This is a genomic window from Agrococcus sp. UYP33 (assembly GCF_054060915.1).
Genome location: NZ_JBSSDR010000001.1, coordinates 1130314 through 1157245, shown reverse-complemented (window position 1 = coordinate 1157245; position 26932 = coordinate 1130314). Strand labels below are relative to the sequence as shown.

Annotated in this window: 30 protein-coding genes; 9 read left to right on the top strand and 21 right to left on the bottom strand. The window is 73.0% G+C overall.

Annotated elements, in window-relative coordinates; all coding sequences use genetic code 11:
• Positions 1-26: 26 nt before the first annotated feature.
• Both trhO and ACVWW9_RS05690 read left to right on the top strand, forming a co-directional pair.
• A complete protein-coding gene (gene trhO / locus ACVWW9_RS05695) occupies positions 27-893 on the top strand; it encodes an oxygen-dependent tRNA uridine(34) hydroxylase TrhO (RefSeq protein WP_456514731.1) in 867 nt (288 codons plus the stop codon).
• Positions 894-928: 35 nt separating this feature from the next.
• A complete protein-coding gene (locus ACVWW9_RS05690) occupies positions 929-1444 on the top strand; it encodes an N-acetyltransferase family protein (RefSeq protein ID WP_456514730.1) in 516 nt (171 codons plus the stop codon).
• A 27-nt stretch (positions 1445-1471) separates the two neighbouring features.
• Here ACVWW9_RS05690 and ACVWW9_RS05685 read toward each other — a convergent pair whose 3' ends face one another.
• The 5 genes from ACVWW9_RS05685 to yczE all read right to left on the bottom strand — a co-directional run bounded on the left by ACVWW9_RS05685 (position 1472) and on the right by yczE (position 5941).
• Positions 1472-1861: a PPOX class F420-dependent oxidoreductase gene (locus ACVWW9_RS05685; protein ID WP_456514729.1), complete on the bottom strand. Its 390-nt coding sequence runs from the start codon at positions 1859-1861 to the stop codon at positions 1472-1474.
• A gap of 25 nt (positions 1862-1886) precedes the next feature.
• Positions 1887-2675, bottom strand: coding sequence for a histidine phosphatase family protein (locus tag ACVWW9_RS05680; protein ID WP_456514728.1), 789 nt, complete (start codon positions 2673-2675; stop codon positions 1887-1889).
• On the bottom strand, positions 2672-4651 hold the full coding sequence (locus ACVWW9_RS05675) for a cytochrome c oxidase assembly protein (RefSeq protein WP_456514727.1): 1980 nt from the start codon (positions 4649-4651) through the stop codon (positions 2672-2674). The genes ACVWW9_RS05680 and ACVWW9_RS05675 overlap by 4 nt, the downstream gene beginning before the upstream one ends.
• 104 nt (positions 4652-4755) lie before the next feature.
• Positions 4756-5040, bottom strand: coding sequence for an HU family DNA-binding protein (locus ACVWW9_RS05670; RefSeq protein WP_123696735.1), 285 nt, complete (start codon positions 5038-5040; stop codon positions 4756-4758).
• Positions 5041-5206: 166 nt separating this feature from the next.
• Positions 5207-5941: a membrane protein YczE gene (gene yczE, locus ACVWW9_RS05665; protein WP_456514726.1), complete on the bottom strand. Its 735-nt coding sequence runs from the start codon at positions 5939-5941 to the stop codon at positions 5207-5209.
• Between the two features lie 97 nt (positions 5942-6038).
• Between yczE and yczR the strand changes: the two genes are divergently transcribed.
• From yczR to ACVWW9_RS05650, 3 genes are read left to right on the top strand one after another with little or no spacing between them, the layout of a single operon-like run.
• Positions 6039-7463, top strand: coding sequence for a MocR-like transcription factor YczR (gene yczR, locus ACVWW9_RS05660; protein WP_456514725.1), 1425 nt, complete (start codon positions 6039-6041; stop codon positions 7461-7463).
• A gap of 59 nt (positions 7464-7522) precedes the next feature.
• Positions 7523-8488: a TIGR03885 family FMN-dependent LLM class oxidoreductase gene (locus ACVWW9_RS05655; protein WP_456514724.1), complete on the top strand. Its 966-nt coding sequence runs from the start codon at positions 7523-7525 to the stop codon at positions 8486-8488.
• On the top strand, positions 8485-10170 hold the full coding sequence (locus tag ACVWW9_RS05650; RefSeq protein ID WP_456514723.1) for an alpha-amylase family protein: 1686 nt from the start codon (positions 8485-8487) through the stop codon (positions 10168-10170). The genes ACVWW9_RS05655 and ACVWW9_RS05650 overlap by 4 nt, the downstream gene beginning before the upstream one ends.
• A 3-nt stretch (positions 10171-10173) precedes the next feature.
• Here the strand turns inward: ACVWW9_RS05650 and ACVWW9_RS05645 are convergent, their stop codons facing one another.
• The 10 genes from ACVWW9_RS05645 to ACVWW9_RS05600 all read right to left on the bottom strand — a co-directional run bounded on the left by ACVWW9_RS05645 (position 10174) and on the right by ACVWW9_RS05600 (position 16554).
• Complete coding sequence (locus ACVWW9_RS05645; protein ID WP_456514722.1) at positions 10174-10383, bottom strand: hypothetical protein; 210 nt, start codon at positions 10381-10383, stop codon at positions 10174-10176.
• Between the two features lie 117 nt (positions 10384-10500).
• Positions 10501-10806, bottom strand: a complete 306-nt coding sequence (gene rpsN, locus ACVWW9_RS05640; RefSeq protein ID WP_123696730.1) for a 30S ribosomal protein S14 — start codon at positions 10804-10806, stop codon at positions 10501-10503.
• Positions 10807-10977 carry a 50S ribosomal protein L33 gene (gene rpmG / locus ACVWW9_RS05635; RefSeq protein WP_123696729.1) on the bottom strand — a complete coding sequence of 57 codons (171 nt, stop codon included), beginning with the start codon at positions 10975-10977 and terminating at the stop codon, positions 10807-10809.
• The gene (rpmB, locus tag ACVWW9_RS05630) at positions 10977-11213 is read right to left on the bottom strand and encodes a 50S ribosomal protein L28 (protein WP_123696728.1); all 237 of its coding nucleotides are present in this window, start codon (positions 11211-11213) and stop codon (positions 10977-10979) included. Before rpmB ends, rpmG begins: the two co-directional genes overlap by 1 nt.
• A 189-nt stretch (positions 11214-11402) precedes the next feature.
• Positions 11403-12386 carry a hypothetical protein gene (locus ACVWW9_RS05625; RefSeq protein ID WP_456514721.1) on the bottom strand — a complete coding sequence of 328 codons (984 nt, stop codon included), beginning with the start codon at positions 12384-12386 and terminating at the stop codon, positions 11403-11405.
• Between the two features lie 98 nt (positions 12387-12484).
• Positions 12485-12913: a Fur family transcriptional regulator gene (locus ACVWW9_RS05620; protein ID WP_456514720.1), complete on the bottom strand. Its 429-nt coding sequence runs from the start codon at positions 12911-12913 to the stop codon at positions 12485-12487.
• A complete protein-coding gene (locus ACVWW9_RS05615) occupies positions 12910-13752 on the bottom strand; it encodes a metal ABC transporter permease (protein WP_456514719.1) in 843 nt (280 codons plus the stop codon). The genes ACVWW9_RS05620 and ACVWW9_RS05615 overlap by 4 nt, the downstream gene beginning before the upstream one ends.
• Positions 13749-14645, bottom strand: a complete 897-nt coding sequence (locus tag ACVWW9_RS05610; RefSeq protein WP_456514718.1) for a metal ABC transporter permease — start codon at positions 14643-14645, stop codon at positions 13749-13751. Before ACVWW9_RS05610 ends, ACVWW9_RS05615 begins: the two co-directional genes overlap by 4 nt.
• Complete coding sequence (locus ACVWW9_RS05605) at positions 14642-15463, bottom strand: metal ABC transporter ATP-binding protein (protein ID WP_456514717.1); 822 nt, start codon at positions 15461-15463, stop codon at positions 14642-14644. The genes ACVWW9_RS05610 and ACVWW9_RS05605 overlap by 4 nt, the downstream gene beginning before the upstream one ends.
• A complete protein-coding gene (locus ACVWW9_RS05600) occupies positions 15460-16554 on the bottom strand; it encodes a metal ABC transporter substrate-binding protein (RefSeq protein ID WP_456514716.1) in 1095 nt (364 codons plus the stop codon). Before ACVWW9_RS05600 ends, ACVWW9_RS05605 begins: the two co-directional genes overlap by 4 nt.
• Positions 16555-16674: 120 nt before the next feature.
• Between ACVWW9_RS05600 and nadE the strand changes: the two genes are divergently transcribed.
• On the top strand, positions 16675-17520 hold the full coding sequence (gene nadE / locus ACVWW9_RS05595; protein WP_456514715.1) for an ammonia-dependent NAD(+) synthetase: 846 nt from the start codon (positions 16675-16677) through the stop codon (positions 17518-17520).
• Between the two features lie 367 nt (positions 17521-17887).
• On the opposite strand, the gene ACVWW9_RS05590 is transcribed toward nadE, so the two are convergent.
• The 4 genes from ACVWW9_RS05590 to ACVWW9_RS05575 all read right to left on the bottom strand — a co-directional run bounded on the left by ACVWW9_RS05590 (position 17888) and on the right by ACVWW9_RS05575 (position 22429).
• Entirely contained in the window at positions 17888-19183 is a 1296-nt protein-coding gene (locus ACVWW9_RS05590; protein ID WP_456514714.1) for a dihydrolipoamide acetyltransferase family protein, read from the bottom strand.
• A 20-nt stretch (positions 19184-19203) separates the two neighbouring features.
• Positions 19204-20166: an alpha-ketoacid dehydrogenase subunit beta gene (locus ACVWW9_RS05585; protein ID WP_456515406.1), complete on the bottom strand. Its 963-nt coding sequence runs from the start codon at positions 20164-20166 to the stop codon at positions 19204-19206.
• Between the two features lie 74 nt (positions 20167-20240).
• Complete coding sequence (locus ACVWW9_RS05580; protein WP_456514713.1) at positions 20241-21374, bottom strand: thiamine pyrophosphate-dependent enzyme; 1134 nt, start codon at positions 21372-21374, stop codon at positions 20241-20243.
• Positions 21371-22429 carry a histidinol-phosphate transaminase gene (locus ACVWW9_RS05575; protein WP_456514712.1) on the bottom strand — a complete coding sequence of 353 codons (1059 nt, stop codon included), beginning with the start codon at positions 22427-22429 and terminating at the stop codon, positions 21371-21373. The genes ACVWW9_RS05580 and ACVWW9_RS05575 overlap by 4 nt, the downstream gene beginning before the upstream one ends.
• Positions 22430-22487: 58 nt before the next feature.
• Between ACVWW9_RS05575 and ACVWW9_RS05570 the strand changes: the two genes are divergently transcribed.
• Complete coding sequence (locus ACVWW9_RS05570; protein ID WP_354257363.1) at positions 22488-22892, top strand: phage holin family protein; 405 nt, start codon at positions 22488-22490, stop codon at positions 22890-22892.
• Between the two features lie 228 nt (positions 22893-23120).
• On the opposite strand, the gene ACVWW9_RS05565 is transcribed toward ACVWW9_RS05570, so the two are convergent.
• Both ACVWW9_RS05565 and ACVWW9_RS05560 read right to left on the bottom strand, forming a co-directional pair.
• On the bottom strand, positions 23121-24635 hold the full coding sequence (locus ACVWW9_RS05565; RefSeq protein ID WP_456514711.1) for a hypothetical protein: 1515 nt from the start codon (positions 24633-24635) through the stop codon (positions 23121-23123).
• Complete coding sequence (locus tag ACVWW9_RS05560; protein ID WP_456514710.1) at positions 24632-24895, bottom strand: hypothetical protein; 264 nt, start codon at positions 24893-24895, stop codon at positions 24632-24634. The genes ACVWW9_RS05565 and ACVWW9_RS05560 overlap by 4 nt, the downstream gene beginning before the upstream one ends.
• A 124-nt stretch (positions 24896-25019) precedes the next feature.
• On the opposite strand from ACVWW9_RS05560, the gene ACVWW9_RS05555 reads away from it, so the two are divergent.
• A complete protein-coding gene (locus ACVWW9_RS05555; protein WP_354257372.1) occupies positions 25020-25532 on the top strand; it encodes a low molecular weight protein-tyrosine-phosphatase in 513 nt (170 codons plus the stop codon).
• Positions 25533-25541: 9 nt separating this feature from the next.
• Positions 25542-26921, top strand: coding sequence for an adenylosuccinate lyase (gene purB / locus ACVWW9_RS05550; protein WP_456514709.1), 1380 nt, complete (start codon positions 25542-25544; stop codon positions 26919-26921).
• The last annotated feature ends 11 nt before the right edge of the window (positions 26922-26932 follow it).

The following is a 26932-nucleotide window of genomic DNA, read 5'->3' as shown; positions in this document are numbered from 1 at the left end:
GGGTGCCGGGCTGGGAGGATCGTCCGATGCACAAGGTGCTGCTCTACTACCGCTTCACGCCGATCGCCGACCCCGAGGCGGTGCGGCTGTGGCAGCACGCGCTCGCGACGTCGCTGGGCCTCACCGGCCGCATCCTCATCTCGCCGCACGGCATCAACGGCACCGTCGGCGGCGACGTGGAGGCGTGCAAGCGCTATGCGCGCGCCACCCGCGAGTACTCCGGGTTCCGAGGCATGGACATCAAGTGGTCGACGGGCACCGGCGACGACTTCCCGCGGCTCACCGTGAAGGTGCGCGACGAGATCGTGACGTTCGGGGCACCCGACGAGCTCGAGGTCGACGCGGGCGGCGTGGTCGGCGGCGGCACCCACCTGCAGCCCGCGGACCTGCACCGGCTCGTCGAGGAGCGCGACGACGTGGTCCTCTTCGACGGGCGCAACCGCTTCGAGGCCGACATCGGCCGCTTCCGGGGCGCGATCGTGCCCGACGTCGAGACGACCCGCGACTTCGTCGAGCTGCTCGACTCCGGCGCCTACGACCACCTCAAGGACAAGCCCGTCGTGACCTACTGCACCGGCGGCGTGCGCTGCGAGGTGCTGTCGTCGCTCATGACGAAGCGCGGGTTCAGCGAGGTGTACCAGCTCGACGGCGGCATCGTGCGCTACGGCGAGACGTTCGGCAACGCCGGCCTGTGGGAGGGCTCGCTCTACGTCTTCGACCAGCGGCAGACCATGGACTTCGGCTCCGGCGCCGCCGTCCTCGGCACCTGCGTTCGCTGCGGCACCGCCACGAGCGGCATGGGCAACTGCGCCGTGTGGTCGTGCCGCAAGCAGGTGACGACGTGCGAGGCGTGCGAGCCCGCGTGCGCCGAGCACGTCGCTGCCGCCGCCTGAGGCAGCGCGCAGACCCCCGCCGCTACGCTGACCGCATGGGCGACGGCGACACGGGTGACGACGGCACGGGCGACGGCGGCCTCCGCATCCGGCAGGCGACGACGGCGGACGCCGACGTGCTGCTGCCGCTCTTCGCCGCCCATCGCGCGGCTGACGAGCCCGACGAGAAGGTCGACCGCTACCGCGAGCGCCTCGGATCGCTCGCCGAGAACCGCGCCCATCACATCGTCGTCGCCGAGCTCGACGGCCGGGTGATCGGCTACGCCGCGGCCCAGGACTACGGGCCGGCGCCGCACCGCGACTGGTCGATCGCCCGGATGCACGACCTGTGGGTGTCGCCGGACGCGCGCGGGCACGGTGCGGGCACGGCCCTCTTCGAGGCGGTCCGGTCGTGGGCGGAGCTCCACACGCGCGTGCGCGTGCTCGAGTGGCAGTCGCTCGACGTCGCGGCCGCGTTCTACCGCAGGCTCGGGCTCGCGGGCGAGCACGTCGACGAGGCCGACCCGCGCGAGCGCTACGAGCTCGAGGTGCACCTGCCCTCGCGGCGCTGACCGAGCCGCCGAGCGACGTCGGCAGCGTCAGACCCGGCCGGTGACCTTGTCGATCGCCATCCGCAGGATGATGCGGTCGGGCGAGTCCGGCGGCGCCTGCGTCGACGCGTTGCCGTAGCGGTTCTGCAGCGTCACGTAGAAGGCGCCGGTCGGGTCGTCGATCACGCCCGCGAGGTGACCGCGGATCTCGACGTACAGCAGCGGGTCCTGCGGGTCGACGATCGACAGGCTCATCGTCGGGTTCGCCTGCAGGTTCTTGAGCTTCTGGCGCTTGCTCGTGTGCGTGAAGCGCACCTCGTCGCCGACGACCTGGAACCACATCGGGTTCGACTGCACCGAGCCGTCGGGCCGCACGGTGGCGAGGTGGGCGAACAGCGGCTGGTCGGTCAGGTAGCGGTACCGCTCGGGGATCGTCATGGCGTCAGCCTCGCACGTCGGCGCGCTACCGCGCGATCTCCGCGTCGGCCGTCTCGCCGAGCCCGTCGAGGCGCCAGACGAGCGTGCCCGCCGGCAGCGAGACGGTCGTGACGGAGCAGTTCGGCAGGATCATGTCGGGCGTCAGCTCGGGCACGAGCTGGCGCAGCATCGACGTGATGAAGCCGCCGTGCGACACGACGAGCACCTGCACCTCGTGGTCGCCGGGCACGGCGGAAGCCGCGCGCACGATGCGCTCGAGCGCCGCGTCCGCGCGCACCACGGTCTCGGCGGCCTGCTCGGCCTGCCCGCTCGCGTCGAGCTGCGCGATCGTGTCGAATAGCCCGCGCCAGCCGACCTGCTCGCCGATCGAGCGGAGCGCGCTCAGCTCGCGGTCGACCTCGAACCCGTGCTCGACGATGACCTCGCGCCACACGTCCGCTGCGGGGCGCTCCTCGTGGCTGCCGAAGTGCCACTCGCGCAGCACCTCGTCGTAGGCGATGGGCGGCTGCGGGTCGAGCCGGGCGAGGATGCCCTCGGCGGTCGTGCGCGTGCGCTGCAGGTCGGAGGAGAAGGCGAGGTCGAAGCGCTCGCTCGACAGCCGGTCGGCGACGGCGGCGATCTGGTCGCGGCCGCGCTCGGTGATCGGGGAGTCGGACCAGCCCTGCATGAGGTGGTTGATGTTGTGCTCGGTCTCGGCGTGCCGCACGATGCGCAGCCGCAGCGCGCGACCCTCGGCGTAGGCGGCGAGCTCCTCCGGCAGGTGCTGCTCGGCGCGGTCGGCCGACCCGCCCGCCTCGTGACGTCCGTCGGTCATCGCTTCCCCATCCGCTCGAGCATGTCGTTGTAGGCGTTGAGATCCGCGTCGCCGTCGCGCGACGCGGCGCGGTCGGTGCGCACCTGCTCGCGCCGGTCGCTGCGCGCCCAGAGCACGACCGTCGTGATCGCGAGGATCACCGTCGGGATCTCGCCGATCGACCACGCGATGCCGCCGCCGACCCGCTGGTCCGCGAGCGCGTCGACGCCGTTGCCCATCGCGCCGAACCAGTCGGCGAGCAGCAGCGCCTCACCGGTCATGAGCGTGAGGCCGAAGAACGCGTGGAACACCATGGCGCCCAGCAGCAGCACGAGGCGCAGCGCATAGGGCGGCCTGGCAGGACCGGGGTCGATGCCGATGATGGCCTGCACGAACAGGTAGCCCGAGCCGACGAAGTGCACGACCATCCAGACGTGCCCGAGGTGCTCGTGCATCGACCACGCGAAGAGCGGCGTGTAGTAGAAGAGCCACAGGCTCGCGACGAACAGCCCGGCCGCGACGAGCGGCGAGCTGAGCACCTCCATGTACTTCGAGTGCACGATGGCCATGAGCCACTCGCGACCGCCGCGCGAGCCGTCGCGGCGCTTCTGGATCGCCCGCATCGCGAGCGTGATCGGCGCGCCCGGCACGAGCAGCACCGGCACGGCCATGCCCAGCAGCATGTGCACGAGCATGTGGAGCGAGAACTGGAACTCCTGGTAGAGGTTCAGCGCGCCGTTCGTGCACCACCACAGCAGCGCGACGCCGGCGACCCACGCGACCGTGCGCTGGAGCGGCCAGCGGTCGCCGCGGCGCGCGAGACGGGCGACGCCCGCGAGGTAGAAGAACGCGAGCATCGCGCAGATGACCGACCAGAGCGGGTCGATCGACCACTGGTCGGCGAGCCGCGCAGGCTCGAAGGTCGGCGGCAGCGGACGCCCGGTGAGGATCTCGGCCGGCGTCGCCTCGGCACCGGGCGGCACCTCGGCGACCGGCGTCGGTGTGCGCGCGAGGCCGGCGGCGACGCCGGCGGTGACGCCCATCACCGTGAGCTCGAGCGCGAGCAGGAGCGCGACCGCGCGGCCGGGCACCCGGTCGGGCACGGTCGCCGCGGGCCGCAGCACGCGCATCCGCTGCCACGCGCCGAAGCCGCCGAGCACGAGCAGCAGCGCCGCCTTCGTGAGCGACAGGAGGCCGTAGGGGCTGAACCAGTCGCCCTCCATGCGCACCCAGGCCGAGACGATGCCCGAGAACGCGACGACGAGGAAGCTCACGAGCGCGAGCGAGGAGTAGCGCAGCAGCACATCGCCGTAGGCGGCGTCGGCCACGACGTCGGACGCGCCGGGCTGCGGGTCGCGGCGGGCGAGCAGGCCGACGTGCAGCAGGCCGCCCAGCCAGATCGAGACGAAGATGAGGTGCAGCAGCAGCGAGGACACGGCGATCGTGTGGTTCGCGGTGCCGCCCGCGTGCCCGCCGGAGGCGATGAGCCAGAACGGCACCGCCCAGAGCACCACGGTGAATGCGACCGCGACCGGTCCGCGCGCGACGAGCAGCAGCACCGTCAGCAGCGCGAGTGCGAGCAGCGTGCCGAGCAGCAGCCGGCCGGTCTCGACCTCGACGAAGAAGAACTGCAGCAGCTGGCCGAAGTCGTTCGTCGCGGTGACCGGGTTCGTGACGACCTGCCGGAACGACCCGAAGCCGACGAAGCCCTGCGCGACCGTCGCGATGCCGGCAGCAGCACCCGCGAGGTCGAGCGTGCGGTGCCAGTCGCGGCTGCGCGGCCGGAGCGCGAAGCACGCGAGCACCGCGCCGCCGAAGGCGGCCGCGATCGCGACGTTCCGCAGCATCGTGGCCATCGGCACGCCGTAGCGCACGGCGGGGCCGGGGTCCTGCAGGCTCGGGGCCGCAGCGCCGCCACCGAGCTCGAGCGCCGCCCACGCCGCGGCCAGGCCCGCGAGGATCGCGAGCGCCGGCGCGAGGAGACGGATGCGCTGCACCCACCCAGGGTAGTCGTCACCCCTATGCGCGACGTCTGGCCCCGGGACGACAGGAGGGGCCCCGCCTCACGGCGGAGCCCCTCCTGCTGCTGTGGTGGTGCGAGCTACTTGACGGCAGCCTTGAGCTTGGAGCCGGCGGTCAGCTTGACGCGGTGGCCCGCGGCGATCTTGATCTCGGCGCCCGTCTGCGGGTTGCGGCCCGTGCGGGCAGCGGTCTCGGTGCGCTCGGCGCTGAAGAAGCCCGGGATCGAGACCTTGTCGCCGGCGGCGACGGCCGTCGAGACCTCGTCGAACAGGGCGTCCAGCACTGCGGTGACCTTCGCCTGCGAGAGGTCGGTCGTCGCTGCGATCTTCGAAGCGAGGGTGGTCTTGTTGATGGTCTCAGCCATGGTGTCCTCCTGATGGTGGCATGTCCGTCCCGCCTGGGGGCGGGCATCCGTCGGCGCCCGAGGGGGCTCCGACCAACCCCGAACGTAGCCCTGAACCCCTGGCGGGCACCGGAGAACCCGGGCGACACGCCGCAGTTTCCGCGGTTTTCCGCGGATCGCGAACGGATCAGCGGCGCTGATCGGCTCCTCGGCGACTCGTGAGCCGCGCGACCGTCGCCTCGCGACGACGTGCGAAGAGCGGCAGGAAGATGCCGATGAGCGGGCCGATCCCGAAGGCGAAGATCACGGTGCCGACCCCCACCGGACCGCCGAGCAGCCAGCCGAGCAGCAGCACCGTGCCCTCGATGAGCGTGCGGACGATCCAGACGCGCCAGCCCGTGATGCGCACGATGCCGGTCATCAGGCCGTCGCGCGGCCCGGGGCCTAGCTGCGGCGCGATGTAGAGGCCGGTCGCGAAGGCGAGCAGCACCATGCCGCCCACGAGCAGCGGCACCTGGGCCCACAGCCCCTGCACCTCGGGGATCAGCAGCAGCCCGACGTCGGCCGAGGGACCCACGAGCACCGCGTTGAGCAGCGTGCCGATCCCCGGCCGCTGGCGCAGCGGGATCCACAGGAGCAGCACGAGCGCCGACACAGCGATCGTGGCCATGCCGTAGCTCATGGGCAGGTGCACGGCGAGGCCGAGCGAGAAGACGTCCCACGGACCGACGCCGAGGTCGGCGCGGATCAGCATCGCGAGGGCGATGCCGTAGAGGAAGAGGCCGACGAGCAGCTGCACGACCCTGGCGGTCGTGTCGCGGGGGCCCAGCGCATCGATGGGCAGGAGCAGCCGTCGGATCGGGTGCCCGGCGGGTCGCTCGTGCGCTCGTGGGTGCTGCTGCTGGTGGGGACCGGTCGTCACAGCGTCCATTCCACTCCATCGGGCATGCCACCGTCGCGGGCCACTCCCCCGCAAGTGGCTCGTGCTCTCCAGTCCACTGAGGCGGCAGGATGGGCGCATGGCATCCAGGCTCGGCACCCAGCTCGGCGAGTGGCGCGCGACGACCGCGGTCGCGCAGTCGCTCGCCGACCGCATCCGCATGCTGCTGCTCGACGGCCGGATGACGGTCGGCGAGCGGCTGCCAAGCGAGCGGGCGCTCGCCGCCGAGCTCGGCCGGTCCCGCGCCACGATCGCGCGGGCCTACGAGCTGCTCGAGTCGGGCGGCTACGTCGTGCGCACGCACGGCTCGGGCACCCGGGCGTCGCTGCCGGCGCAGCGCCTGCAGCGCCCGGCCGCTGCCGACCACGACGTCATCGACCTCACGATCGCGTCGATCGGATCCGCGCCGGGGCTGCACGCGGCGACGGTGCGGGCGCTCGACCGGCTCGCGGGGCTGCTCGGCACACCCGGGTACTCGATCGACGGCCTGCCGGAGCTGCGGGCTCGCATCGCGGATCGCTACACCGCCCGCGGGCTGCCGACCGACCCCGACCAGATCGTCGTCACGAGCGGCGCGATGCACGCGCTCTCGATCGTGCTGGCGGCGTTCGGCGAGCGCGGTCGCAGCGCGGTGGTGGAGCAGCCGAGCTTCCCGCACGCGATCGACGCGCTCCGGCGCACGGGCCACCGGCTGCTGCCGACGCCCGTGACGCCCGATGCGGGTCCGCACGGCAGTGGCGGATGGGACGCGAACCACCTCGTCGAGACGCTGCGGTCGCAGCGGCCGGCGCTCGCCTACCTGGTCGCCGACTTCCACAACCCGACCGGGGCGACGATGCCCGAGCTCGAGCGGGCGAGGCTCGCCGCGGTCGCGCGCGCGACCGGCACGCTGCTCATCGTCGACGAGACGTGCGCCGAGCTCGACATCGACCGCGGCTGGACCCCGCGTCCCTTCGCGGCGCACGGGCCGGCGATCCTGCTCGGCTCGATGTCGAAGATCGCGTGGGGCGGGCTGCGCATCGGCTGGATCCGCGCGGGCCGCGAGCAGGTCGCCGCGCTGCTCGGCGCGCGGCCGTCGATCGACCTCGGCACCCCGCTGCTGGAGCAGTGCATCGCGATGGAGCTCCTGGACGAGATGGATGCGCTGCTCACGAGCACGCGCGACCGGCTGCGGGCGGGCCGTGCCGCGGTCGCGGCGGGCCTCGCCGAGCACCTCCCGGGCGTGGCGATGCCGCCGATGCCGGGCGGCCTCGCGGCTTGGGTCGACCTGGGGGGACCGTGGTCGACCGCCCTCTCGCTCGCCGCGCGGGATCGAGGACTGCTCCTGCCGCCCGGGCCGCGGTTCTCGGCCTCCGGCGTGCTCGACCGCTTCGCCCGCATCCCGATCACGTGGGAGCCGGCGCTGACCGCCGAGGCCATGGCTCGCCTCGGCAGCGCCTGGCGGGCGCTGCACGCGGGCGAGCGCTCCAGCGCCGAGCACCTCGACCGCTCGGCGGTCGTCTAGCAGTCGACGCTGGACGCGCGGGCATTGACCAGCCGTCGCCCACCCGGTTCGCTGGAGCGATGACGGTCCTCGGATTCCACGCGTCCCACGAGCAGCTGCCGCCCAGCAGGCTCCTCGCCGCGGTCCAGCACGCCGAGGCGGCGGGCTTCGACGCCGCCATGTGCTCCGACCACCTGGCCCCCTGGAGCGTGCGGCAGGCGCACAGCGGCTTCGCCCTGTCCTGGCTCGCCGCGGCGCTCGCCACCACCTCGCTGCGGTTCGGCGTCGTGACGGCGCCGGGGCAGCGCTACCACCCGGTGGTGCACGCGCAGGCGCTCGCGACGCTCGCCGAGATGTTCCCCGGCCGCTTCTGGGCCGCGCTGGGCTCCGGCGAGGCGATGAACGAGCACGTGACGGGCGACCCCTGGCCCGAGAAGGCGGTGCGGGAGCGACGGCTCGTCGAGTGCGTCGACGTCATCCGCCGCCTGCACGCCGGCGAGGAGGTGACGCACGAGGGCGAGGTCACCGTGCACCGCGCCCGCGTCTGGTCGCTGCCGGAGGAGCCGCCGCCGCTGCTCGCCGCCGCCACCACGCCGGAGTCGGCCGCCGCCCACGCCGCGTGGGCCGACGGCCTCATCACCGTGGCCGGCGAGGCCGAGTCGCTCCGGCGGATCGTCGAGGCCTATCGCGACGCCGGGGGGCGCGGCCCGGTAGCCGGCCAGCTGCACCTCTCCTGGGCGAGCGATGAGCAGGAGGCGCTGCGGATCGCGCGCGAGGAGTGGTCCAACGGGGTCATCCGCCCCCCGGAGGCCTGGGACATCGCCTTCCCGGAGGAGTTCGACCGGCGCAGCGCCGGCGCGAGCGAGGAGGACATCCGAGCGGCCGTGCACGTCTCGAGCGACCTCTCGCGGCACACGACCCACATCGCGGGGCTGCTCGCCACGGGCATCGATGCGCTGTACCTGCATCACGTCGGCGAGGAGCAGGCACCGTGGATCGACACGTTCGGCGAGCGAGTCCTGCCCGCGCTGCGGGTCGGCGCGTGAGCCCGCGCCCGATCGAGGCCGCCGACAGCTGGTGGCGGAACGCCGTCTTCTACTGCCTCGACGTCGAGGTGTTCCAGGACTCCGACGGCGACGGGATCGGCGACCTCCAGGGACTCGTCTCCCGCATCCACACGCTCGCCGACCTCGGCGTCACGTGCCTGTGGCTCATGCCGTTCTTCCCCACCGCCGACCGGGACGACGGCTACGACATCACCGACTTCTTCGCGGTCGATCCGAGGCTCGGCACCCTCGGCGACCTCGTCGAGGTGATCCGCGTCGCCCGCGCGCAGGGGATGCGCGTGATCATCGACTTCGTCATGAACCACACCTCGGACCAGCACCCGTGGTTCCGCTCGTCGCGCTCCTCGCGCGACTCGCCCCACCGGGACTGGTACGTGTGGCGGGACGCGCCGCCGGCGAAGCAGGACGCGCCCGTCTTCCCCGGCGAGGAGGACTCCACCTGGACGGAGGACGAGCGGACGGGCCAGTGGTACCTGCACCACTTCCGCGCGCACCAGCCCGACCTCAACATCGCGCATCCGCCCGTGCAGGTGCAGATCGAGCGCAACCTCGGCCTCTGGCTCGAGCTGGGCGTCTCGGGCTTCCGGGTCGACGCGGTGCCGTTCCTGTTCAGCAGCGCCCCCGCGCACGGCACCGAGACGACCGGCGCCGCGCCCGACTACCAGGGCGCCGACCACCTGCGCGCGATCCAGCGCTTCGTCTCCCGCCGCAACGGCGAGGCGATGCTGCTCGGCGAGGTCAACCTCCCCCACGAGCAGCAGCTGCAGTGGTTCGAGGCCGAGGGCGAGGCCTCGGGTCTCCACCTGCAGTTCGACTTCGTGTCGATGCAGCAGCTCTTCCTCTCGCTCGCGCGGAAGGACGCGCGGCCGCTCGCGAAGGCCCTGCGCGACCGGCCGGAGCTGCCGCCGGCGAGCCAGTGGGCGAACTTCGTGCGCAACCACGACGAGCTCACGCTCGACAAGCTCGCGCCCGACGAGCTCGAGGAGGTGTTCGCCGCCTTCGCGCCGGACGAGGGGATGCGGCTGTACGGCCGCGGCATCCGGCGCCGGCTGCCCACGATGCTCGGCGACGACCGAGCGGTGCGGCTCGTCTACACGCTGATGTTCTCGCTGCCGGGATGCCCGGTGCTGTTCTACGGCGAGGAGATCGGCATGGGCGAGGCGCTCGAGGTGCCCGGCCGCTACGCGGTGCGCACGCCGATGCAGTGGGAGCCGGATACCAGCGGCGGCTTCTCGACGGCGCCCCAGCGGCGCTGGACCCGGCCGATGCCCGGTGGCGAGCTCGGCCCGCAGCGGGTGAACGTCGCTGACCAGCAGCGCGATCCGACGTCACTCTGGCGGCACATCCAGCAGCTGACCGACCTGTACCGCGACACCCCCGAGCTCGCGTGGGCCGACCTCGAGGTCATCGGCGTGCGGCAGCGATCGGTGCTGGCGCACGTGTGCCGCGGCGACGACTGGACGATGCTCGCGCTGCACAACCTCGGCGACGAGCGCTCGGCCGTGCGGCTCGGGCTGTCGGCCGACGGGCCGGTGACGCTCGTCGACCGCTTCGACCGGTCGACGATCACCGTCGACGGGATGCTCGAGCTCGAGCTCGATCCGTACGGCTGGCGCTGGCTGCTCGTGACGCCCGCCGACGCGACGATCCGGCGCGTGTAGCGGCTACGCCGCGGGCGGAGCCGGTGCGGCGGACGGTGCAGGCTCGGCATCGCGACCCCGCGCCACGAGCTCCTGCAGGGAGCGGTCGATGCGCAGCAGCGCCCGCAGCGCGATGACCACGACCACGATCACGGCGATGAAGGCCAGCAGATTCGGGATGGCCATGATGAGCGCGCGAGGGTTGCCGGTCATGAGGTACATGAGGAAGTCCATGCCGCCGACTCTCGCACGCGGTCGCCCTGGCGGCGATCACGATCCGAGCACGATGCGGGCATCGCACGACGAAGGGCCCCGACCGCGAGGTCAGGGCCCTTCGTGCGAAGCGGGTGCTTACCAGCTCGACTTGGTCACGCCGGGCAGCTCGCCACGGTGCGCCATGTCGCGGAAGCGCACGCGCGAGATGCCGAACGCGCCGACGTGGCCGCGGGGGCGGCCGTCGATCGCGTCGCGCTTGCGCACGCGGACCGGCGAGGCGTTGCGGGGCAGCTTCTGCAGCCCGAGGCGAGCGGCCTCGCGCTCCTCGTCGGTGCTCTTGGGGTCGACGAGCGCCTTCTTGAGGGCAGCGCGCTTGTCGGCGTAGCGGGCGACGATGATCTTCCGCTGCTCGTTCTTGGCGATCATGCTCTTCTTGGCCATTTATCGCTCCTCTCGGAACTCGACGTGCTGACGCACGATGGGGTCGTACTTCTTCAGCACAAGTCGGTCGGGGTTGTTGCGACGGTTCTTCTTCGTCACGTAGGTGTAGCCGGTGCCGGCCGTCGAGCGGAGCTTGATGATCGGACGGACGTCCTGGGACTTCTTCGCCATCAGAGCTTCACCCCCCGAGCCTGCATGTCACGGACGACGGCCTCGATGCCACGAGCATCGATGACCTTCATGCCCTTGGCCGAGACGTTGAGCGTCACGTTGCGCTTGAGCGACGGGACGAAGTACGTCTTGCGCTGCACGTTCGGGTCGAAGCGTCGCTTCGTGCGCCGGTGCGAGTGCGAGATGTTGTGTCCGAAGCCGGGAACGGCTCCGGTCACCTGGCATACGGCTGCCATTGGTGCCTCCATGTGGTTACCGTGGGCCGGAGCCCACCCAAGATCACTTGCCTGCGCACGCTGAACCCTGGTCCTTGCGGGGTGGGAGGCACGTGCGCTGCGCGGCCGAAGCCGCACCAACGACCTATCGTACGGCATGCGGCTGCTGCGCGGCAATCCCGATCTGCGGCGGTCGCCGCGGCGCCGCGATCAGCGCGACGGCGGGAAGGCCGGCTGCCCGTCGGGTCCCATCGGCAGCGGGGTGCCGTCGGCGTAGGTCGGCCACGGGAGCAGCCCGGTCGGCGGCTGCTGGGGTGGCATCTGCTGCGGCGCCGGCTGCTGCTGCGGCATCGGCTGCTGCTGGATCGGCTGCTGGCCCGGCCACGCCGTCTGCTGCGGCCACGGCTGCTGCCCGGGTCCGGCGACGGCCGCGGGTCGCACGTGCTCGCCGCGGGCCTCCGCCTCCTGCCAGTCGATGTTGCGGCGGTTCCAGTAGAGGAGCACGGTGATGGATGCCGCGAGCGCGGTCACGACGATCGCGGCGACCGTGGCGCGCCAGTACCACTCGCCCACGTCGAGGCCGAGGGCGTCGAGCGCGAAGTGCAGCGTGAGCAGCACCCCGACGAGACCGAGCAGCGCGGCCGCGATGAGGCCGATGACACGCGCCATCGCGGCGCGGCTGCGGTTGCCGAGCGAGATGAGCCCCCACGCGCCGGCCGCGGCCGCGCGCACGACCAGGATCGTCAGCAGCACGATGCCGAGCAGCTCGGCGAAGAGGAAGTCGTCCTCCCACGGCTCGCGCTCGGCCTCGCGGGGGCCGTCCATCCAGATGGCGATCATCAGCACGGCGAGCAGGTAGACGTTGGCGGCGACGCCGATCACGAGCGGGGTCGCGGAGCGGCGTGCGAGCACGAGGTCGAGCGCCAGCAGACCGGTGAAGGCGAGGAAGACGACGACCGTCCAGACGACGCGGGACGCCTGGCTCTCGAAGTCGCCGACGAAGATCAGCACCACCGTGATGATCGTGACCACGGCCAGCAGGCAGATGCCCACGAAGAGCACCGGCTGGATCCCCAGGATGCGGCGCTGGCGGGATGCCGGCGCCGGAGCCTGCTGCGCTGGCTGCCGTCGCTGCGTGACGTCATCGACGCCGTTCGGGTGCTGGGCGCCGTAGGCGCTGGGCGGGTTCGTCACGACGACCTCCTGGGGCTGCTGCCGTCATGATCACAGCCATGCCTGGGCGCTCGCCGCATGTCTCTCGGCCCCTGTGGACGCGCGGGCGGCGGCGACCGCTAGCGCGCCGCCGCGCAGACGGCGCAGAGGCCGAAGATGTCGACGACGTGCTCGGGCTCGACGAAGCCGTGCGCGGCGGCGACCTGCCCGGCCCAGCGCTCGACGGCGGCCGCCTCGAGCTCGACCGTGCGGCCGCAGCTGCGGCAGATGAGGTGGTGGTGGTGCGTGCGCGTGCAGGCCCGGTAGAGGGCCTCGCCGCCGGACTGCAGCGCATCCGCCTCGCCGTCCTCGGCGAGCGCCGCGAGCGCGCGGTAGACGGTCGCCAGGCCGACCGTGGAGCCGGACTGCCGCATCGACTGATGGAGCGCCTGCGCCGAGACGAACTCGTCGCTCGCGCCGAGCGCCTCGCGCACGGCTGCGCGCTGCTTCGTCGTGCGCCGGGGGGCCTCGCTGCTCTGGGCTGCCGTCGTGCTGTCTGCGCTGCTCATGGTGTCCTCGCCTCGATGGTCGCACGGACCTCGGCGGGGCGCGCCCCGTCGCGCGCGCTGCCCACGAGCCACGCGGCGCCGTAGAGCAGCGCCGCGACCAGCGCGATCGCGCCGCCGGCGGCGAGATCGAGCCAGCGCGACGCCAGCAGGCCGACCACGCCGGCGGTGATGCCGATCGCGGGCGCGAGCACGAGCATCCACCGCCAGTCGCGCACGACGAGGCGTGCCGCGGCGGCCGGCGCGACGATGAGCGCGACGCCGAGGATGGCCCCGACGACCGGCATGATCGCCACGACCGTGCCGGCGATGAGCGCGAGCGAGACCGTCTCGGGGATCCACGGGCGCATGCCCGCCCGCCGATAGCCGGCCTCGTCGGCGCTCGAGAACACGAGGTGCCGCCCGGCGAGCGCCCACACGGCCGCCGCGGCGACGAGCAGCACGGCCGTCAGGCCGACATCGGCGCCGGTCACCGCCAGCACCTGGCCGACCAGGAACGACTCGACGTCGATCGCGAGCGGCGCGAGCGACTGCAGCAGCGCGCCGAGCGCGAAGCCGGCGGTGAGCATGACGCCGGAGGCGACGGCAGGGCCCTGCGACCGGATGCGCCCGATGCCGACGGCGACGGCGATGAGCGCGACCGCGGCGACCGCGGCGCCGATCGGCACCGAGCCGCCGAGCATCGCCGCGGCGACCGCCCCGGGGAAGGTCGCGTGAGTGAGCGACATCGTGAAGAAGGCGCGCTCGCGCAGCACCACCAGCACGCCGACGATCCCGGCGAGTGCTCCGGCGAGCACCACCTCGAGCATCGCGAGGGCGAAGAAGTCGAGCTGCGGCATCATCGCGCCCCTGCGACGGCGCGGGCGGAGGGGCGATGAGAGCGCGAGCGGACGGCGCCCGCGGCGAGCGCGAGCAGGTAGCCGGCGATCATCGTCAGCGCGACGGTCGCGCCGGGGGCGGCGTCGAGGCCCAGCTCGGCGAGCTGCACCACGAGCCACAGCCCGAGCCAGCCGGTGACCGCGCCGAACAGGATGGCCACGACGATCGCGGCTCGCAGCGAGCCGGTGACCGCTCGCGCCGCAGCGGCGGGCACGATCACGACGGCGAGCGCGAGCAGCGTGCCGACCGACGCGGATGCGGCGACCACGACGAGCGCGACCGCGACGGTGCCGATCATCTCGAGCCCGAGCACGGGCAGCCCCGCGCGACGGGCGCCGGCCGCGTCGAACGCGGCGAAGAGCTGCGCCCGGGCGGTCGCCGCGACGAGCGCGACACCGGCCGCGATGAGCGCGAGCCCGATCCAGAGGTCGCCCCACGTGATCGTGAGCAGGCGGCCGAAGAAGAAGTCGGAGAGGCTGCCGGCGATGCCCTCGGTCGCCGAGACGAGCACGACGCCGAGCGAGAAGAAGCTCGTCAGCACGATGGCCACCGCCGTGTCGCGAGGCTGCCCGCGGCGCGCGATGAGCGCGAGCACGACGGCGGCGACGAGCGCGGCACCGATCGCCCCCGGCAGCAGGCCGGCGGCGCCGCCGAGCACGGCGCCGATCGCGAGCCCGGGGAAGACGGCGTGCGTGAGCCCGTCGGCCGAGAACTCGAGCCGCCGCAGGTGCACGAGCACGCCGACGGTGCCGGCCGCGACCGCGAGCGCGAGCAGGAGCAGCAGCGGCCGCGCCATGAACGGCACGGCGAACGGCGTGAACGGGTCGAGCAGCGCCGCGATCGCGGGCGCCCTCATCGGGCGTCGCGGCGGTCGAGCCCGTCCTCGGCCTGCAGCAGGTGCTGGTGGCGCTGGGCGTGCTCCGCCTCGTGGTGCTCGGTGGTGGCGAGCGTGTGCCCGTCGATCTCCATGACGTGCGACGCGAACGCGGCCTCGACGCGCTCGAGCGTCAGGACGCATCCGGTCTCGTCGAACGCGATCTGCCGCTGGTTGACGAGCAGCGTGCGGTCGCACACGGCGCGCGCGAGGTCGAGGTCGTGCGTGGTGATGACGAGCGCGACGCCGCGCGCCTTGAGCGCGCGGACGGTGTCGAGCAGCGCCTCGCGCGAGCCCTGGTCGAGCCCGTTGAACGGCTCGTCGAGCAGCAGCAGGCGCGGCTCGCTCGCGAGCGCACGGGCGAGGAGGCCGCGCTGGCGCTGCCCGCCGCTGAGGTCGCCGAAGCGGGTGCGGCGCTGGGCGCTCAGCCCGACGGCCTCGAGCGCGTCGGCGACGATGCGCCGGTCGGCGCCGCCCGGCCACCGCAGCCCGAGGCGCGGCGTGCGGCCCATCGAGACGACCTGCTCGAGCGTCACCGGGAAGGCAGGATCGATCTCGCTCGACTGCGGCAGCGAGCCGATCTCGCCACGGCCCGTTGGCACGCGGAAGACCCGCGCGTCGTGCTCGGCGAGGCCGAGGAGCCCGGCGAGCAGCGTCGACTTGCCGGCGCCGTTCGGGCCGATGAGGGCGACCGCCTCGCCGGGCAGCACCTCGAAGCTGACGTCGGTGAGCACCGGTGCGGCGCCGTAGCCGAAGGCGGCGTCCGCGATCTCGACGACCGCGCCGGTGCTCGTGCTCATGACAGCGATCCTGGCACCGGCAGCGGCTCGGCGCCCCATCCGGTGACGAGCGCCGTCGTGTTGTGGATCTGCGAACCGATGTAGGTGCCGGTCGGCGAGCCCTCCGTGCCCAGCGCGTCGGCGGCGAGCGCGTCCTCGCCCTGGCGCAGCTCGACGCCCGCCTCCCGCGCGATCGTCGCGGCGAGCTGGGGGTCGATCGCGTTCTCGCTGAACACCACGGGCGCCCCGCTCGCGCGGATCTCGGCGACGAGCTCGTCGATGTGCGCCGCGCTCGCGTCGGCGCTGTCGTCGAGGCTCGGCAGCACCGTGCCGACCACCTGCACGTCGAACGCGCGCTCGAGGTAGCCGAAGGTGTCGTGCGTCGTGACGACGAGGCGATCCTCGACCGGCACCTGCTCGATCGACGCGCGCATCCAGGTCTCTAGCTCCGCGAGCTCCGCGAGGTAGGCATCCGCGGACGCGGTGATGTCGGCCTCCGGGTCGGCCGCGATCACGGCGTCGCGCACGGCCTCGGCCTGCACGATCGCGTTCGCCGGGTCGGTCCAGACGTGCGGGTCGAAGGCACCGTGGTCGTGGCCCTCGTGACCCTCCTCCTCGGCGTGCTCGGCGTGCTCCTCCGCCGTCTCCCCCTCGTGGCCCTCCTCCTCGTGCGCCGCGTGCTCCTCCGCCGTCTCGCCCTCGTGCGACTCCTCGGCGTGGTCGTGGCCCTCGTGCGGGTCGTCCTCGGCGGCGAGCAGCTCGATCCCCTCGGAGGTGTCGACCATCGTGCCGGCGAAGCCCGACGCCTCGACGGTGCTGTCGAGCCAGGTCTCGAGGCCCGCGCCGCTGATGACGAGCAGGTCGGCGCTCGCGAGCGCCGACAGCGCGGCGGGGCCGGGGTCGAACGCATGGGCCGAGCTGCCGGGCTCGAGCAGGCTCGTCACCGTCGCGGCGTCGCCGACGACCTCGCGGGTGATGTCGGCGAGCTGCGTCGTCGTGGCGACGATCTCGAGGCCGTCGTCGGTCGGGCCCTGGCCGGCCGCGCTGCCCGCGCATCCGGTCAGTGCCAGGGCCATCGCGCCGATCGCGCCGACCGCAGGGAGGTTCCGCATGGTGTCCTTGTCCAGCACGGCGCCCTGCCGTGCCCGTCCACGCTACGTGCAGTTGAGAACGATTGTCAATCGCGCGCACTCGCAACACGCTCGAAACCAGCCGGGTCTAGGCTTCCCGCCATGGAGCGCACCACCGGCACATCGCAGTCCGCCATCATCGCTGCCCTCGAGGCGAAGCCCTCGATCGATCCGGCGCCCGAGCTCGAGCGGCGCATCGGCTTCCTCGTCGACTACCTCGCCGCCACCGGCGCGAAGGGGTTCGTGCTCGGCATCTCCGGCGGCCAGGACTCGACGCTCGCGGGGCGCATCGCGCAGCTCGCGGTCGAGCGACGGCGCGCGGCGGGCGAGGACGCCTCGTTCGTGGCGGTGCGCCTGCCCTACGGCGTGCAGCATGACGAGGAGGACGCCCAGCTCGCGCTCGACTTCATCAAGGCCGACCGCGAGGTCGTCGTCGACGTGAAGCCCGGTGTCGACGAGCTCGAGCGCGAGGTCGAGGCGGCGATCGGCGAGGTCGTCGACTACCACAAGGGCAACGTCAAGGCGCGGGCGCGGATGGTCGTGCAGTACGCCATCGCGGGACAGCTCGGCATGCTCGTGCTCGGCACGGACCACGCCGCGGAGGCGGTGACGGGCTTCTTCACGAAGTACGGCGACGGCGGTGCCGACGTGCTGCCGCTCTCGGGGCTGACGAAGAGCCAGGGCAAGGAGCTGCTGCGGGAGCTCGAGGCGCCGGACCGGCTGTGGCAGAAGGAGCCGACCGCCGACCTGCTCGACGGCAAGCCCGGGCAGGCCGACGAGCACGAGCTCGGGGTCAGCTACGAGCAGATCGACGCGTTCCTGCGCGGCGAGGACGTGGCCGACGACGTCGCCGCCGAGATCGTCACGAAGTACGACCGCACGGAGCACAAGCGGCGGATGCCGGTGGCGCCGAGCGACGACTGGTGGCGCGCGCGGGCGGCCGAGTAGCGCGCGGGTCTCGGCCCGCTCGTCCACACGCTCGTCGAGTAGCACGCCGAAGGCGCGCGTATCGAGACGACTTGCCTCGCCGAGCAGCGTGATCTCGATACGCGGCCGGCTCCGCCGGCTGCTACTCGATCAGCGGGAGACGCTCGTCGAGTAGCACGCCGAAGGCGCGCGTATCGAGACGAACCTCCGGCGCGAGCAGCGTGATCTCGATACGCGGCCGGCTTCGCCGGCTGCTACTCGATCAGCGGGAGACGCTCGTCGAGTAGCACGCCGGAGGCGCGCACATCGAGACGAACCTCCAGCGCGAGCAGCATGATCTCGATACGCGGCCGGCTCCGCCGGCTGCTACTCGATCAGCAAGGTGGGCTCAGTCGAGCAGCAGCGCCGGCTCCTCCAGGATCGACGCGACGTCGGCCACGAAGCGGCTGATCACGTCGCCGTCGATCGCGCGGTGGTCGAACGAGCCGCCCACGGTGGTCACCCAGCGAGGCCGCACCTCGCCGTCGACGACCCACGGCTTCTGCCGGATCGTGCCGAGCGCGATGATCCCCGTCTCGCCCGGGTTGAGGATCGGCGTGCCCGTGTCCATCCCGAAGACGCCGATGTTCGTGATCGTGAACGTGCCGTGCTGCATGTCGCCGGGCTGCGTCCTGCCCTCGCGAGCGGTCGCGGTGAGCTGCTGCAGCGCCTTCGCGAGCTCGAGCAGCGACATCTGCTGCGCGTCCTTCACGTTCGGCACGAGCAGGCCGCGCGGCGTGGCCGCGGCGATGCCGAGGTTGACGTAGTGGTGCACGACGAGCTCGTCGCCGGTGAAGGTCGAGTTCACCTGCGGCGACCGGCGGATGGCCCACAGGATCGCCTTCGCCATGATGAGCAGCGGCGAGACCTTCACGTCGGCGAAGTCGGCCGACGCCTTGAGCCGCTGGACGAACTCCATGGTCCGCGTCGCGTCGACGTCGGTGAAGACCGACACGTGCGGCGCCGTGAACGCGGAGTCGACCATGCCCTGCGCGATCACCTTGCGCACGCCCTTGACCGGGATGCGCTCCTCGCGGCCGCCCGACCACTGGGGCGTCTCGAGGTTGCGGAACACGCTCGCCTGCTTGGCCGACTGCACGACGTCGTCGCGCGTGACCTCGCCGGCGAGGCCGGTGCCGGCAACGAGCGAGAGGTCGACGCCGAGGTCCTTCGCGAGCTTGCGGATCGGCGGCTTCGCGATCACCGGCGACGCGGATGCCGCGGGCACGGAGGCCGGCGGGGCCGGCCGCGCCGAGACGACGGCCGGCGGCACGTCGCGCACCGTGTGGGGCTTGCGGCGGCGGGTCTCCGCACCGCCTCGCACGCCGTAGCCGACGAGCACGGCGCCGCCGTCCTCGTCGCGGTCGACGGTCTGCTGCGTGTCGAGGGTCGTCTCGACCGCGTCCGCGTCGCCGCCGGAGACGCGGATGATCGGCGTGCCGACCTCGACCGTCTGGCCCTCCTCCACGAGCAGCGCCTCGACGGTGCCGTCGAACGGGCTCGGCAGCTCGACGAGCGACTTCGCGGTCTCGACCTCGAGCAGCACGTCGTTGACGTGCACGGTGTCGCCGGGGTGCACCCGCCACGTGACGATCTCGGCCTCGGTGAGGCCCTCGCCCGGATCGGGCAGCCTGAACTCCTGCATCGGTCGTCCTTCGGTCGTCGTCAGTAGGCCAGCGAGCGGTCGACCGCGTCGAGCACGCGGTCGGCGTCGGGCAGGTAGATGTCTTCGAGCTGCGCCGGCGGGAAGGGGGTGTCGAACCCCGACACCCGCAGCACGGGCGCCTCGAGCGAGTAGAAGGCGCGCTCGGCGATGGTCGCGGCGATCTCGGAGCCGACCGACACGTGGCCGGGCGCCTCCTGCGCGACGATCACGCGACCGGTGCGCTGCGCCGACTCGACGAGCGGCGCCCAGTCGATCGGCGACAGCGAGCGCAGGTCGACGACCTCGCACGACGTGCCCTCGCCCTCCGCGATGAGCGCCGCCTGCAGCAGCACGTGCACCATCGCGCCGTGGCCGATGAGCGTCACGTCGCTGCCAGGCTTCGCCACGACCGCCTGGTGCAGGCGGGCAACGGGCGCGGGCAGCACCTCGCCCTTCGACCAGTACTTCGACTTCGGCTCGAGGAAGATCACCGGGTCGTCGCTCTCGATGGCCTGCCGCAGCATCCAGTGCGCGTCGTTCGCGGTCGACGGGCTCACCACGCGGAGGCCGGCCGTGTGCGCGAAGTACGCCTCCGGGCTCTCCTGGTGATGCTCGACGGCGCCGATGTGGCCGCCGTAGGGGATGCGGATGACGATCGGCATCGACACGCGGCCGCGGTGGCGGGCCGTCATCTTCGCCAGCTGCGAGACGATCTGGTCGAACCCGGGGTAGACGAAGCCGTCGAACTGGATCTCGATGACCGGCCGGTAGCCGCGCATCGCGAGCCCGATCGCGGTGCCGATGATGCCGGACTCGGCGAGCGGGGTGTCGAGCACCCGGTGCTCGCCGAACTCGGCGTGCAGCCCGTCGGTGATGCGGAAGACGCCGCCGAGCGGGCCGATGTCCTCGCCCATGAGCAGCACCTTGTCGTCGGCGCGCATCGCCTCGCGGAGCGCCGCGTTCAGCGCCTTCGCGATCGGCATGGTGGCGGATGCGGCGGGCTGCGCAGGTCGGGTCGGCACGACTCGTGTGGACTGCCCCGCGTGCGACTCGACGGTCATGCTGTGCCTCCGAAGCCGGCCTCGAACTCGGCGAGCGCGCGCTTCTGCTCGAGCACCAGCGGGTGCGGCTCGCTGTACACGTGGTCGAAGATGTCGTCGCTCGCGGCGGTGCCCGCGGCGAGCGTGCGTCGCCGCATGTCGGCGGCGAGCTCGGTCGCCTCCGCATCCTGCTCGGCGAGCGCAGCGTCGTCGACGCCGAGCTCCCGCAGGTGCGCGGCGAGCCGGGCGATCGGGTCGCGCCTCCGCCACGCCTCCTCCTCCTCCGAGGGGCGGTAGCGCGTGGGGTCGTCGCTCGTGGTGTGCGCGCCCATCCGGTAGGTGTCGGCCTCGACGTAGCCGGGCCGTCCCTGCCTGGCCGCGTCGAGCATCCGCCGCGTGACGGCGAAGGAGGCGAGAGGGTCGTTGCCGTCGACCCACGCGGCATCGAGGCCGAAGCCGCGCGCGCGCTCGTGCAGCGGGGTGCGGCTCTGGCGCGTGGACGGCACCGAGATGGCCCACTTGTTGTTCTGCACGAAGAAGACGATGGGCGCGTCATAGCTCGCCGCGAACACGAGGCCCTCGCTCGCATCGCCCTGGCTCGCCGCGCCGTCGCCGTAGAACGCCATCACGGCCTCGTCGCGGGACGCGTCGCCGGTGCCGCACGCGCCATCGAGGCGGATGCCCATGGCGTAGCCGGTGGAGTGGAGCGCGTGGGTGGCGATCACGAGCGAGTAGATGCGCATGCCGCGCGTCTCGAGCGGGTCCCAGCCGCCGTGCACCGCGCCGCGGAAGATGTCGATGATCTGCAGCATGTCGACGCCGCGGTGGAGCGCGATGAGGTGCTCGCGGTAGGAGGGGAAGATCGTGTCCTGCTCGCGCGACGCCCAGGCGGCGCCGACCTGCGCACCCTCCTGGCCGATCGACGGCACCCAGAGGCCGAGCTTGCCCTGCCGCTGCAGGTGGCCCGCCTCGATGTCGAACCGCCGGGTGCGCAGCATCTCGCCGTGCATCGCGAGGCGGTCGTCGGTCGAGAGCTGCGCCGCGAGCTCGCGCCACTCGGCGTTCGCGTCGGACTCGACGAGCGAGCCGTCGGCGTCGAGCAGGCGGATGGGCTCCGTCGCGGCGTCGGCCGGGGCATCGGCCCGCGTCACTGCAGCGCCTGGATCTCGACGGCGGCCGCGACGATGTGGTCATCGGCCTCGGGCTCCCCCACCGAGATGCGCACGCCGTCGGCGAAGACCTTCGCGACGATGCGGTTGGCGGCGAGGATGTCGTGGATCGCCTCCTCCTGCCCGGGCTGCGACGGCACCCAGACGAAGTTGCCGAACGGCCGCGGCACCGGCACGCCGGCGTCGACGATCCGCTGCCAGAGCGCGTCGCGCTGCGCGGCGAGCACTTCGATGCGGGCGTACGTCTCGTCGCGGTGCGCGAGCGCAGCGATCGCGGCGGCGGACGCGAGCGAGGTCTGCGACAGCGGCACGCCGCACAGGTCGGCCCCCCGCAGCACCGCCGGGTCGCCGACCGCGTAGCCGACGCGCAGGCCGGCGAGGCCGTGCGCCTTCGAGAAGGTGCGCAGCACGACGAGGTTCGCGTGCTCGCGCTGGAGCGCGATGCCGTCGATCGCGGAGTCCTGCACGAACTCGATGTAGGCCTCGTCGAGCATGACGAGCACGTCGGAGGGCACGCGCGCCAGGAAGCCGTCGAGCGCATCCGCGTCGACGATCGTCCCGGTGGGGTTGTTGGGGCTGCAGACGATCACCGCGCGGGTGCGCTCGGTGATGGCGTCGGCCATGGCGTCGAGATCGTGCGCGTGGTCGGCGTCGACCGGCACCTCGATCGGCGTCGCGCCGCCGGTGCGGACGAAGAGCGGGTAGGCGTCGAACGAGCGCCAGGCGTAGACCACCTCGTCGCCGGGGCCGGCGACGGCGTGGATGAGCTGCTGCAGCAGGGTCGCGGAGCCGTCGCCGATGAGGATGCGGCCCTCGTCGACGCCGAGCTCGGTCGCGAGCGCCGCCCTGAGCTCGGGCGCGCCGGGCCGCGGATAGCGGTTCACGCGGAGCGCCTCGCGCTGCACCGCCTCCACGACCGCGGGCAGCGGCGGGAAGGGGTTCTCGTTGCTGGAGAGCTTGTAGCCACCCTCGGGCGCCGGCCGTCCCTGCTGGTAGGGAGGCACCGCCGCGATCTCGGGTCGAAGTCGCACAGTCACCGGTTCAGGCTATTGCGCCTGCTGGCTCCGTCGGGGATATGGATGCCACAATCGGCCCATGCGCTTCCTGCTCCGCGTCGCCTTCACCGCGGTCGCCATCTGGCTCGTCACGCTCTTCGTGCCGGGCATCAGCATCGACTCGTTCGGCAGCGCCTGGTGGGAGGTCGCGCTCACGACGCTCGGCGTCGCGCTGGTCTTCGCGATCGTCAACGCGACGATCGGCAACCTCATCCGGATCGTGGCGTTCCCGCTCTACATCCTCACGATCGGGATCGTCGCGCTGTTCGTGAACGCCTTCCTGCTGATGATCGTGCACTGGCTCTCGCAGCTCGTCGGCTACGGCATCGAGGTCGAGAGCTTCTGGTGGGGGATGCTCGCGGCGGTGTGCATCGCGTTCCTCACGTGGCTCATCACGATCGTGACGCGGCCGATCTTCGGCAAGGAGCGCCCGCGGGAGCGGTGAGCCGGCCGCTCGGCGCGTGATCTCGATACGCGCGGCCTCCGGCCGTGCTACTCGATCAGCAGGTGTTGGCCATCCTCCTCGATCGGCAGGTGTCCCACACGCTCGTCGAGTAGCACGGCGACGGAGTCGCCGCGCGTATCGAGACGAATCCCCTCGCCGGGCGTGATCTCGATACGCGCGGCCTCCGGCCGTGCTACTCGATCAGCAGGTATTGGCCGTGCTACTCGATCAGCGGGTTCGGCGGACCGCGACGCTCCACCCCGCGACCCCCTCGCCGCCCTCCGTCGCCGCACCGAGCCGCTCCGCGAAGCTCCCCACGACGAAGTCGTCGGCCGGCGCCCGCGCGAGCGACTCGACGTACTCCTGCCCGTCGTGCCGCGCCGCGACCCCCGTGCCGTGGCCGCCCGCGCTCTCGAGCGCGACCGTCGTGATCCCCTGCCCGTCGCCGATGCCGTCCAGTGCCGCGACCGGGTCGCCCGCATGCGCGACGGAGAGCACGGCGACGCCCGGTGGCAGCGCGATGCCGGCGACCGGACCGCCGACGAGCATCGCCGTCTCGACGCTGAACCGCTCGGTCGCGGCGACGTTCGCGGCGGCCGCGGCGCCCTGCGAGTAGCCGAAGAGGTCGACCGGATCGTCCGGGCCGATGCCTGCGGCCTCCATCGCCTGCGCGAGCGCCGCATCCGAGCCGCGCAGCACCTGGGGCGTCGAGCCGGCGTTCTCGAGGTTCGCCGGGCCGTCGAGCCCGGTCGCGGCATCCGGCAGCCACGCCTCCGTGCCGCGCACGAAGACCTGGAATCGCCGCCCGCCGCCCGGCATGCGGTGCTCGTGGATGGTGATCTGCTCGTCCTGCGCGAGGATCACGCGCATCGCCTGCGCCGGTGAGGCGACCGGGCGCGCGGGCGGCGAGACCGGGCGCACCTCAGCGGCGCGCACCCGCTGCAGGCCGCCGCCCACGCGCACCCCGAGCCCCGCGCCCGCCGCGAGCGCCGTGAACAGCTCGTCCTGACCGATCGCCGCCTCCAACCCGGCGGCGACCGGTGCGGGGACGCGCAGCAGCCCGGCGAGCGCCTCGTCCGTCGACTCCATGGCGATCGCGAGCGCCCGTACGAAGCCGGGCGTCGCGACGAGCCGCTCACCCGCGCGATCCCAGAAGCCCGCCGCGTGCGCCATGAGCTGCTCGAGCGGCACGCCCGCCGCTCGGGCATGCGCGACGAGGGCGGCGACATGCTGCGGATGCGTGACCGCGAGCCGTGCGGCGAGCGGCACCACCACGAGCCCCGCTGCCAGCACGGTGCCGGCGCCGAGCACCAGCAGCGGCGACGAGGCCGCGACCGCGCCGATCGCGAGCGCCGGCCCTGCAGCGCCGAGGGCGTGCGCCGCCCCGCCCGCGAGCTCCTCGACGAGGCGGAGCACCGCGTCGGACGCCAGCTCGTAGGCGCGGCCGGCGAGCATGGTGTCGTCGTGCAGCCGCTCGAGCTCGACGGCGAGCGCGGCGACGGCGACGATCCGCGCGTCGAGCTCGGCGATGCACGCGCGCATGCCCGCGACGTCGACGCCGGGCGCGGCGTCGAGCCGCAGCCCTGGGGCGCCGCGGAGCGCCAGCACAGCCCGCCGGACGAGCCAGCCCGCGTCGCGCAGCCGGCCGCACGCGATGCCGGTGACGCTGGGGTCCCACGCGGTCGCCGCGCCCTTCGTCGGCGCACCGAACGATCCGCCGCCGCCGTGCACGTCGTCGGTCACGTCGACCCCTCGATCGCGAGCGCGAGCACGCGGAGCTCGCGCTCCTCCTCGGCCAGCCGGTCGTGGAGCGCGAGGCATCGTGCGTCGAACGCCGCACGTGCAGGGCCGAGCCAGGCGTCCTGCCCCCGCAGCAGCACGAGCCCTGCCGCCTCGTCGAGCAGCAGCGCCGCCCGGCTCACAGCCGCCTCCATCGCCCGCGCCTGCCCGACCGCCTTCGCGCGCGCGGCGGCCGCCACCGCATCCGTCATCGTCATCGTCATCGCACTCCCCCGAGGGCACCGTGGCACCCCGCGACGCTCGGGCACGCGGCCCGCGTGCTGCCCTGTGGAGAGATCGGCCGGGGACCAGGGCTCGGCGGCGGCGCGCGTTTGCCACAATGGGGCCGTGACCATCGACCGGGAGTTCGCCGACGCCACGCGCTTCCGCGTCTGCTTCGTCTGCACGGGCAACATCTGCCGCTCCCCGATGGCCGCCGCGGCGTTCGAGCGGCTCGCGCAGCGGCACGGCGTCGCCGAGCGACTGCTGGTCGCGAGCGCCGGCATCAGCGAGTACCACGTGGGCGAGACCGCCGACCCCCGCACGCTCGCCGTGCTCTCGGAGGCCGGCTACGAGGCCGGCGCGCACCGCGCGAAGCAGTTCAAGCCGCGCTGGCTCGACGACTTCGACCTCATCATCGCCTTCGACCGCGGGCAGGAGCGCGCGCTCCGCTCGCTCGCGCGCGGCGACGAGCAGCTCTCGAAGATCCGCCTGCTGCTGTCGTTCGACCCCGACGCCACCGGCCAGGACGTGCCGGACCCCTACTACTCGGAGGACGCCTTCTTCGGCACCGTCCTCCGCCAGATCGAGACCGCCGTCGGCAGGCTGTTCCGCCAGATCCAGCCCGCCATGCGCCCCTGAAGGAGCCCCATGCCCCTGCCCATCCAGCCCCTCTCCCCCCTCGACGGCCGCTACCAGCGACAGACGTCGGCGCTCGCCGAGCACCTGTCGGAGGCCGGCCTCAACCGTGCGCGCGTGCACGTCGAGGTCGAGTGGCTGCTGTGGGTCGCCGAGCACCGGCTCTTCGGCGCGACGCCCGTCGAGCCGGGTGACGCGGAGGCGCTGCGCGCGTGGGCGGCCGGCTTCGGGCAGGCCGAGATCGACTGGCTCGCCGAGAAGGAGGCGGTCACCCGCCACGACGTGAAGGCGGTCGAGTACCTCGTGCGCGACCGGCTCGCGCAGCAGGGCCTCGAGCGCCTCTCCGAGGCGGTGCACATCGCCTGCACGAGCGAGGACATCAACAACCTCTCGTACGCGCTCACCATCCGCGCCGCGGTGCAGGACGTGTGGATGCCGGCGTTCCGCGCCGTCGTCGACCGGCTGCGCGAGCTCGCGCTCGAGCAGCGCGACCGCCCGATGCTCTCGCTCACGCACGGCCAGCCGGCGACGCCGACCACCCTCGGCAAGGAGCTCGCGGTCGTCGCCTGGCGCCTCGAGCGGCAGGCGGCGCGCATCGAGGGCGTCGAGGTGCTCGGCAAGTTCGCCGGCGCGACCGGCACCTTCTCGGCCCACGTGGTCGCCGAGCCCGGCGCCGACTGGCCGGCCACCGCGTCCGCCTTCGTGGAGCACCTCGGGCTCACCTGGAACCCGCTCACCACCCAGATCGAGTCGCACGACTGGCAGGCGGAGCTGTTCGGCGCGATCTCGCACGCCGGCCGCATCCTGCACAACCTCGCGACCGACGTGTGGACGTACATCATGCTCGGCACGTTCACGCAGATCCCCGTCGCGGGCGCGACCGGCTCGTCGACGATGCCGCACAAGATCAACCCCATCCGCTTCGAGAACGCCGAGGCGAACCTCGAGCTCGCGTCGGCGCTGCTCGACTCGCTCTCCGCCACCCTCGTGACGAGCCGCCTCCAGCGCGACCTGACCGACTCGTCGACGCAGCGCAACATCGGCGTCGCGCTCGGCCACTCGCTGCTCGCGCTCGACAACCTGAAGCGCGGGCTGAGCGAGATCGCGGTGTCGGACGCATCGCTCGACGCCGCGCTCGACGGCAACTGGGAGGTGCTCGCCGAGGCCATCCAGACGGTCATCCGCGCCGAGGTGCTCGCGGGCAGCTCGTCGATCGACGACCCCTACGCGCAGCTCAAGGAGCTGACGCGCGGGCAGCGCGTCGGGCAGGCCGAGCTGATCGCGTTCGTCGACGGCCTCGACATCTCGGATGCGGCCAAGGAGCGCCTGCGCAGCCTCACGCCCGCCACCTACACGGGCGTCGCCGGCGAGCTGGTCGACCGCCTGCCGTAGGAGCCGCCAAG

Coding starts and splice junctions, on each gene's coding strand:
- trhO (WP_456514731.1), top strand. CDS start 27: ATGCACAAGGTGCTGCTCTACTACCGCTTCACGCCGATCGCCGACCCC.
- ACVWW9_RS05690 (WP_456514730.1), top strand. CDS start 929: ATGGGCGACGGCGACACGGGTGACGACGGCACGGGCGACGGCGGCCTC.
- ACVWW9_RS05685 (WP_456514729.1), bottom strand. CDS start 1,861: ATGACGATCCCCGAGCGGTACCGCTACCTGACCGACCAGCCGCTGTTC.
- ACVWW9_RS05680 (WP_456514728.1), bottom strand. CDS start 2,675: ATGACCGACGGACGTCACGAGGCGGGCGGGTCGGCCGACCGCGCCGAG.
- ACVWW9_RS05670 (WP_123696735.1), bottom strand. CDS start 5,040: ATGGCTGAGACCATCAACAAGACCACCCTCGCTTCGAAGATCGCAGCG.
- yczR (WP_456514725.1), top strand. CDS start 6,039: ATGGCATCCAGGCTCGGCACCCAGCTCGGCGAGTGGCGCGCGACGACC.
- ACVWW9_RS05655 (WP_456514724.1), top strand. CDS start 7,523: ATGACGGTCCTCGGATTCCACGCGTCCCACGAGCAGCTGCCGCCCAGC.
- ACVWW9_RS05645 (WP_456514722.1), bottom strand. CDS start 10,383: ATGGACTTCCTCATGTACCTCATGACCGGCAACCCTCGCGCGCTCATC.
- rpsN (WP_123696730.1), bottom strand. CDS start 10,806: ATGGCCAAGAAGAGCATGATCGCCAAGAACGAGCAGCGGAAGATCATC.
- rpmG (WP_123696729.1), bottom strand. CDS start 10,977: ATGGCGAAGAAGTCCCAGGACGTCCGTCCGATCATCAAGCTCCGCTCG.
- rpmB (WP_123696728.1), bottom strand. CDS start 11,213: ATGGCAGCCGTATGCCAGGTGACCGGAGCCGTTCCCGGCTTCGGACAC.
- ACVWW9_RS05620 (WP_456514720.1), bottom strand. CDS start 12,913: ATGAGCAGCGCAGACAGCACGACGGCAGCCCAGAGCAGCGAGGCCCCC.
- ACVWW9_RS05615 (WP_456514719.1), bottom strand. CDS start 13,752: ATGATGCCGCAGCTCGACTTCTTCGCCCTCGCGATGCTCGAGGTGGTG.
- ACVWW9_RS05610 (WP_456514718.1), bottom strand. CDS start 14,645: ATGAGGGCGCCCGCGATCGCGGCGCTGCTCGACCCGTTCACGCCGTTC.
- ACVWW9_RS05605 (WP_456514717.1), bottom strand. CDS start 15,463: ATGAGCACGAGCACCGGCGCGGTCGTCGAGATCGCGGACGCCGCCTTC.
- ACVWW9_RS05600 (WP_456514716.1), bottom strand. CDS start 16,554: ATGCGGAACCTCCCTGCGGTCGGCGCGATCGGCGCGATGGCCCTGGCA.
- nadE (WP_456514715.1), top strand. CDS start 16,675: ATGGAGCGCACCACCGGCACATCGCAGTCCGCCATCATCGCTGCCCTC.
- ACVWW9_RS05590 (WP_456514714.1), bottom strand. CDS start 19,183: ATGCAGGAGTTCAGGCTGCCCGATCCGGGCGAGGGCCTCACCGAGGCC.
- ACVWW9_RS05585 (WP_456515406.1), bottom strand. CDS start 20,166: ATGCCGATCGCGAAGGCGCTGAACGCGGCGCTCCGCGAGGCGATGCGC.
- ACVWW9_RS05570 (WP_354257363.1), top strand. CDS start 22,488: ATGCGCTTCCTGCTCCGCGTCGCCTTCACCGCGGTCGCCATCTGGCTC.
- ACVWW9_RS05560 (WP_456514710.1), bottom strand. CDS start 24,895: ATGACGATGACGATGACGGATGCGGTGGCGGCCGCCGCGCGCGCGAAG.
- purB (WP_456514709.1), top strand. CDS start 25,542: ATGCCCCTGCCCATCCAGCCCCTCTCCCCCCTCGACGGCCGCTACCAG.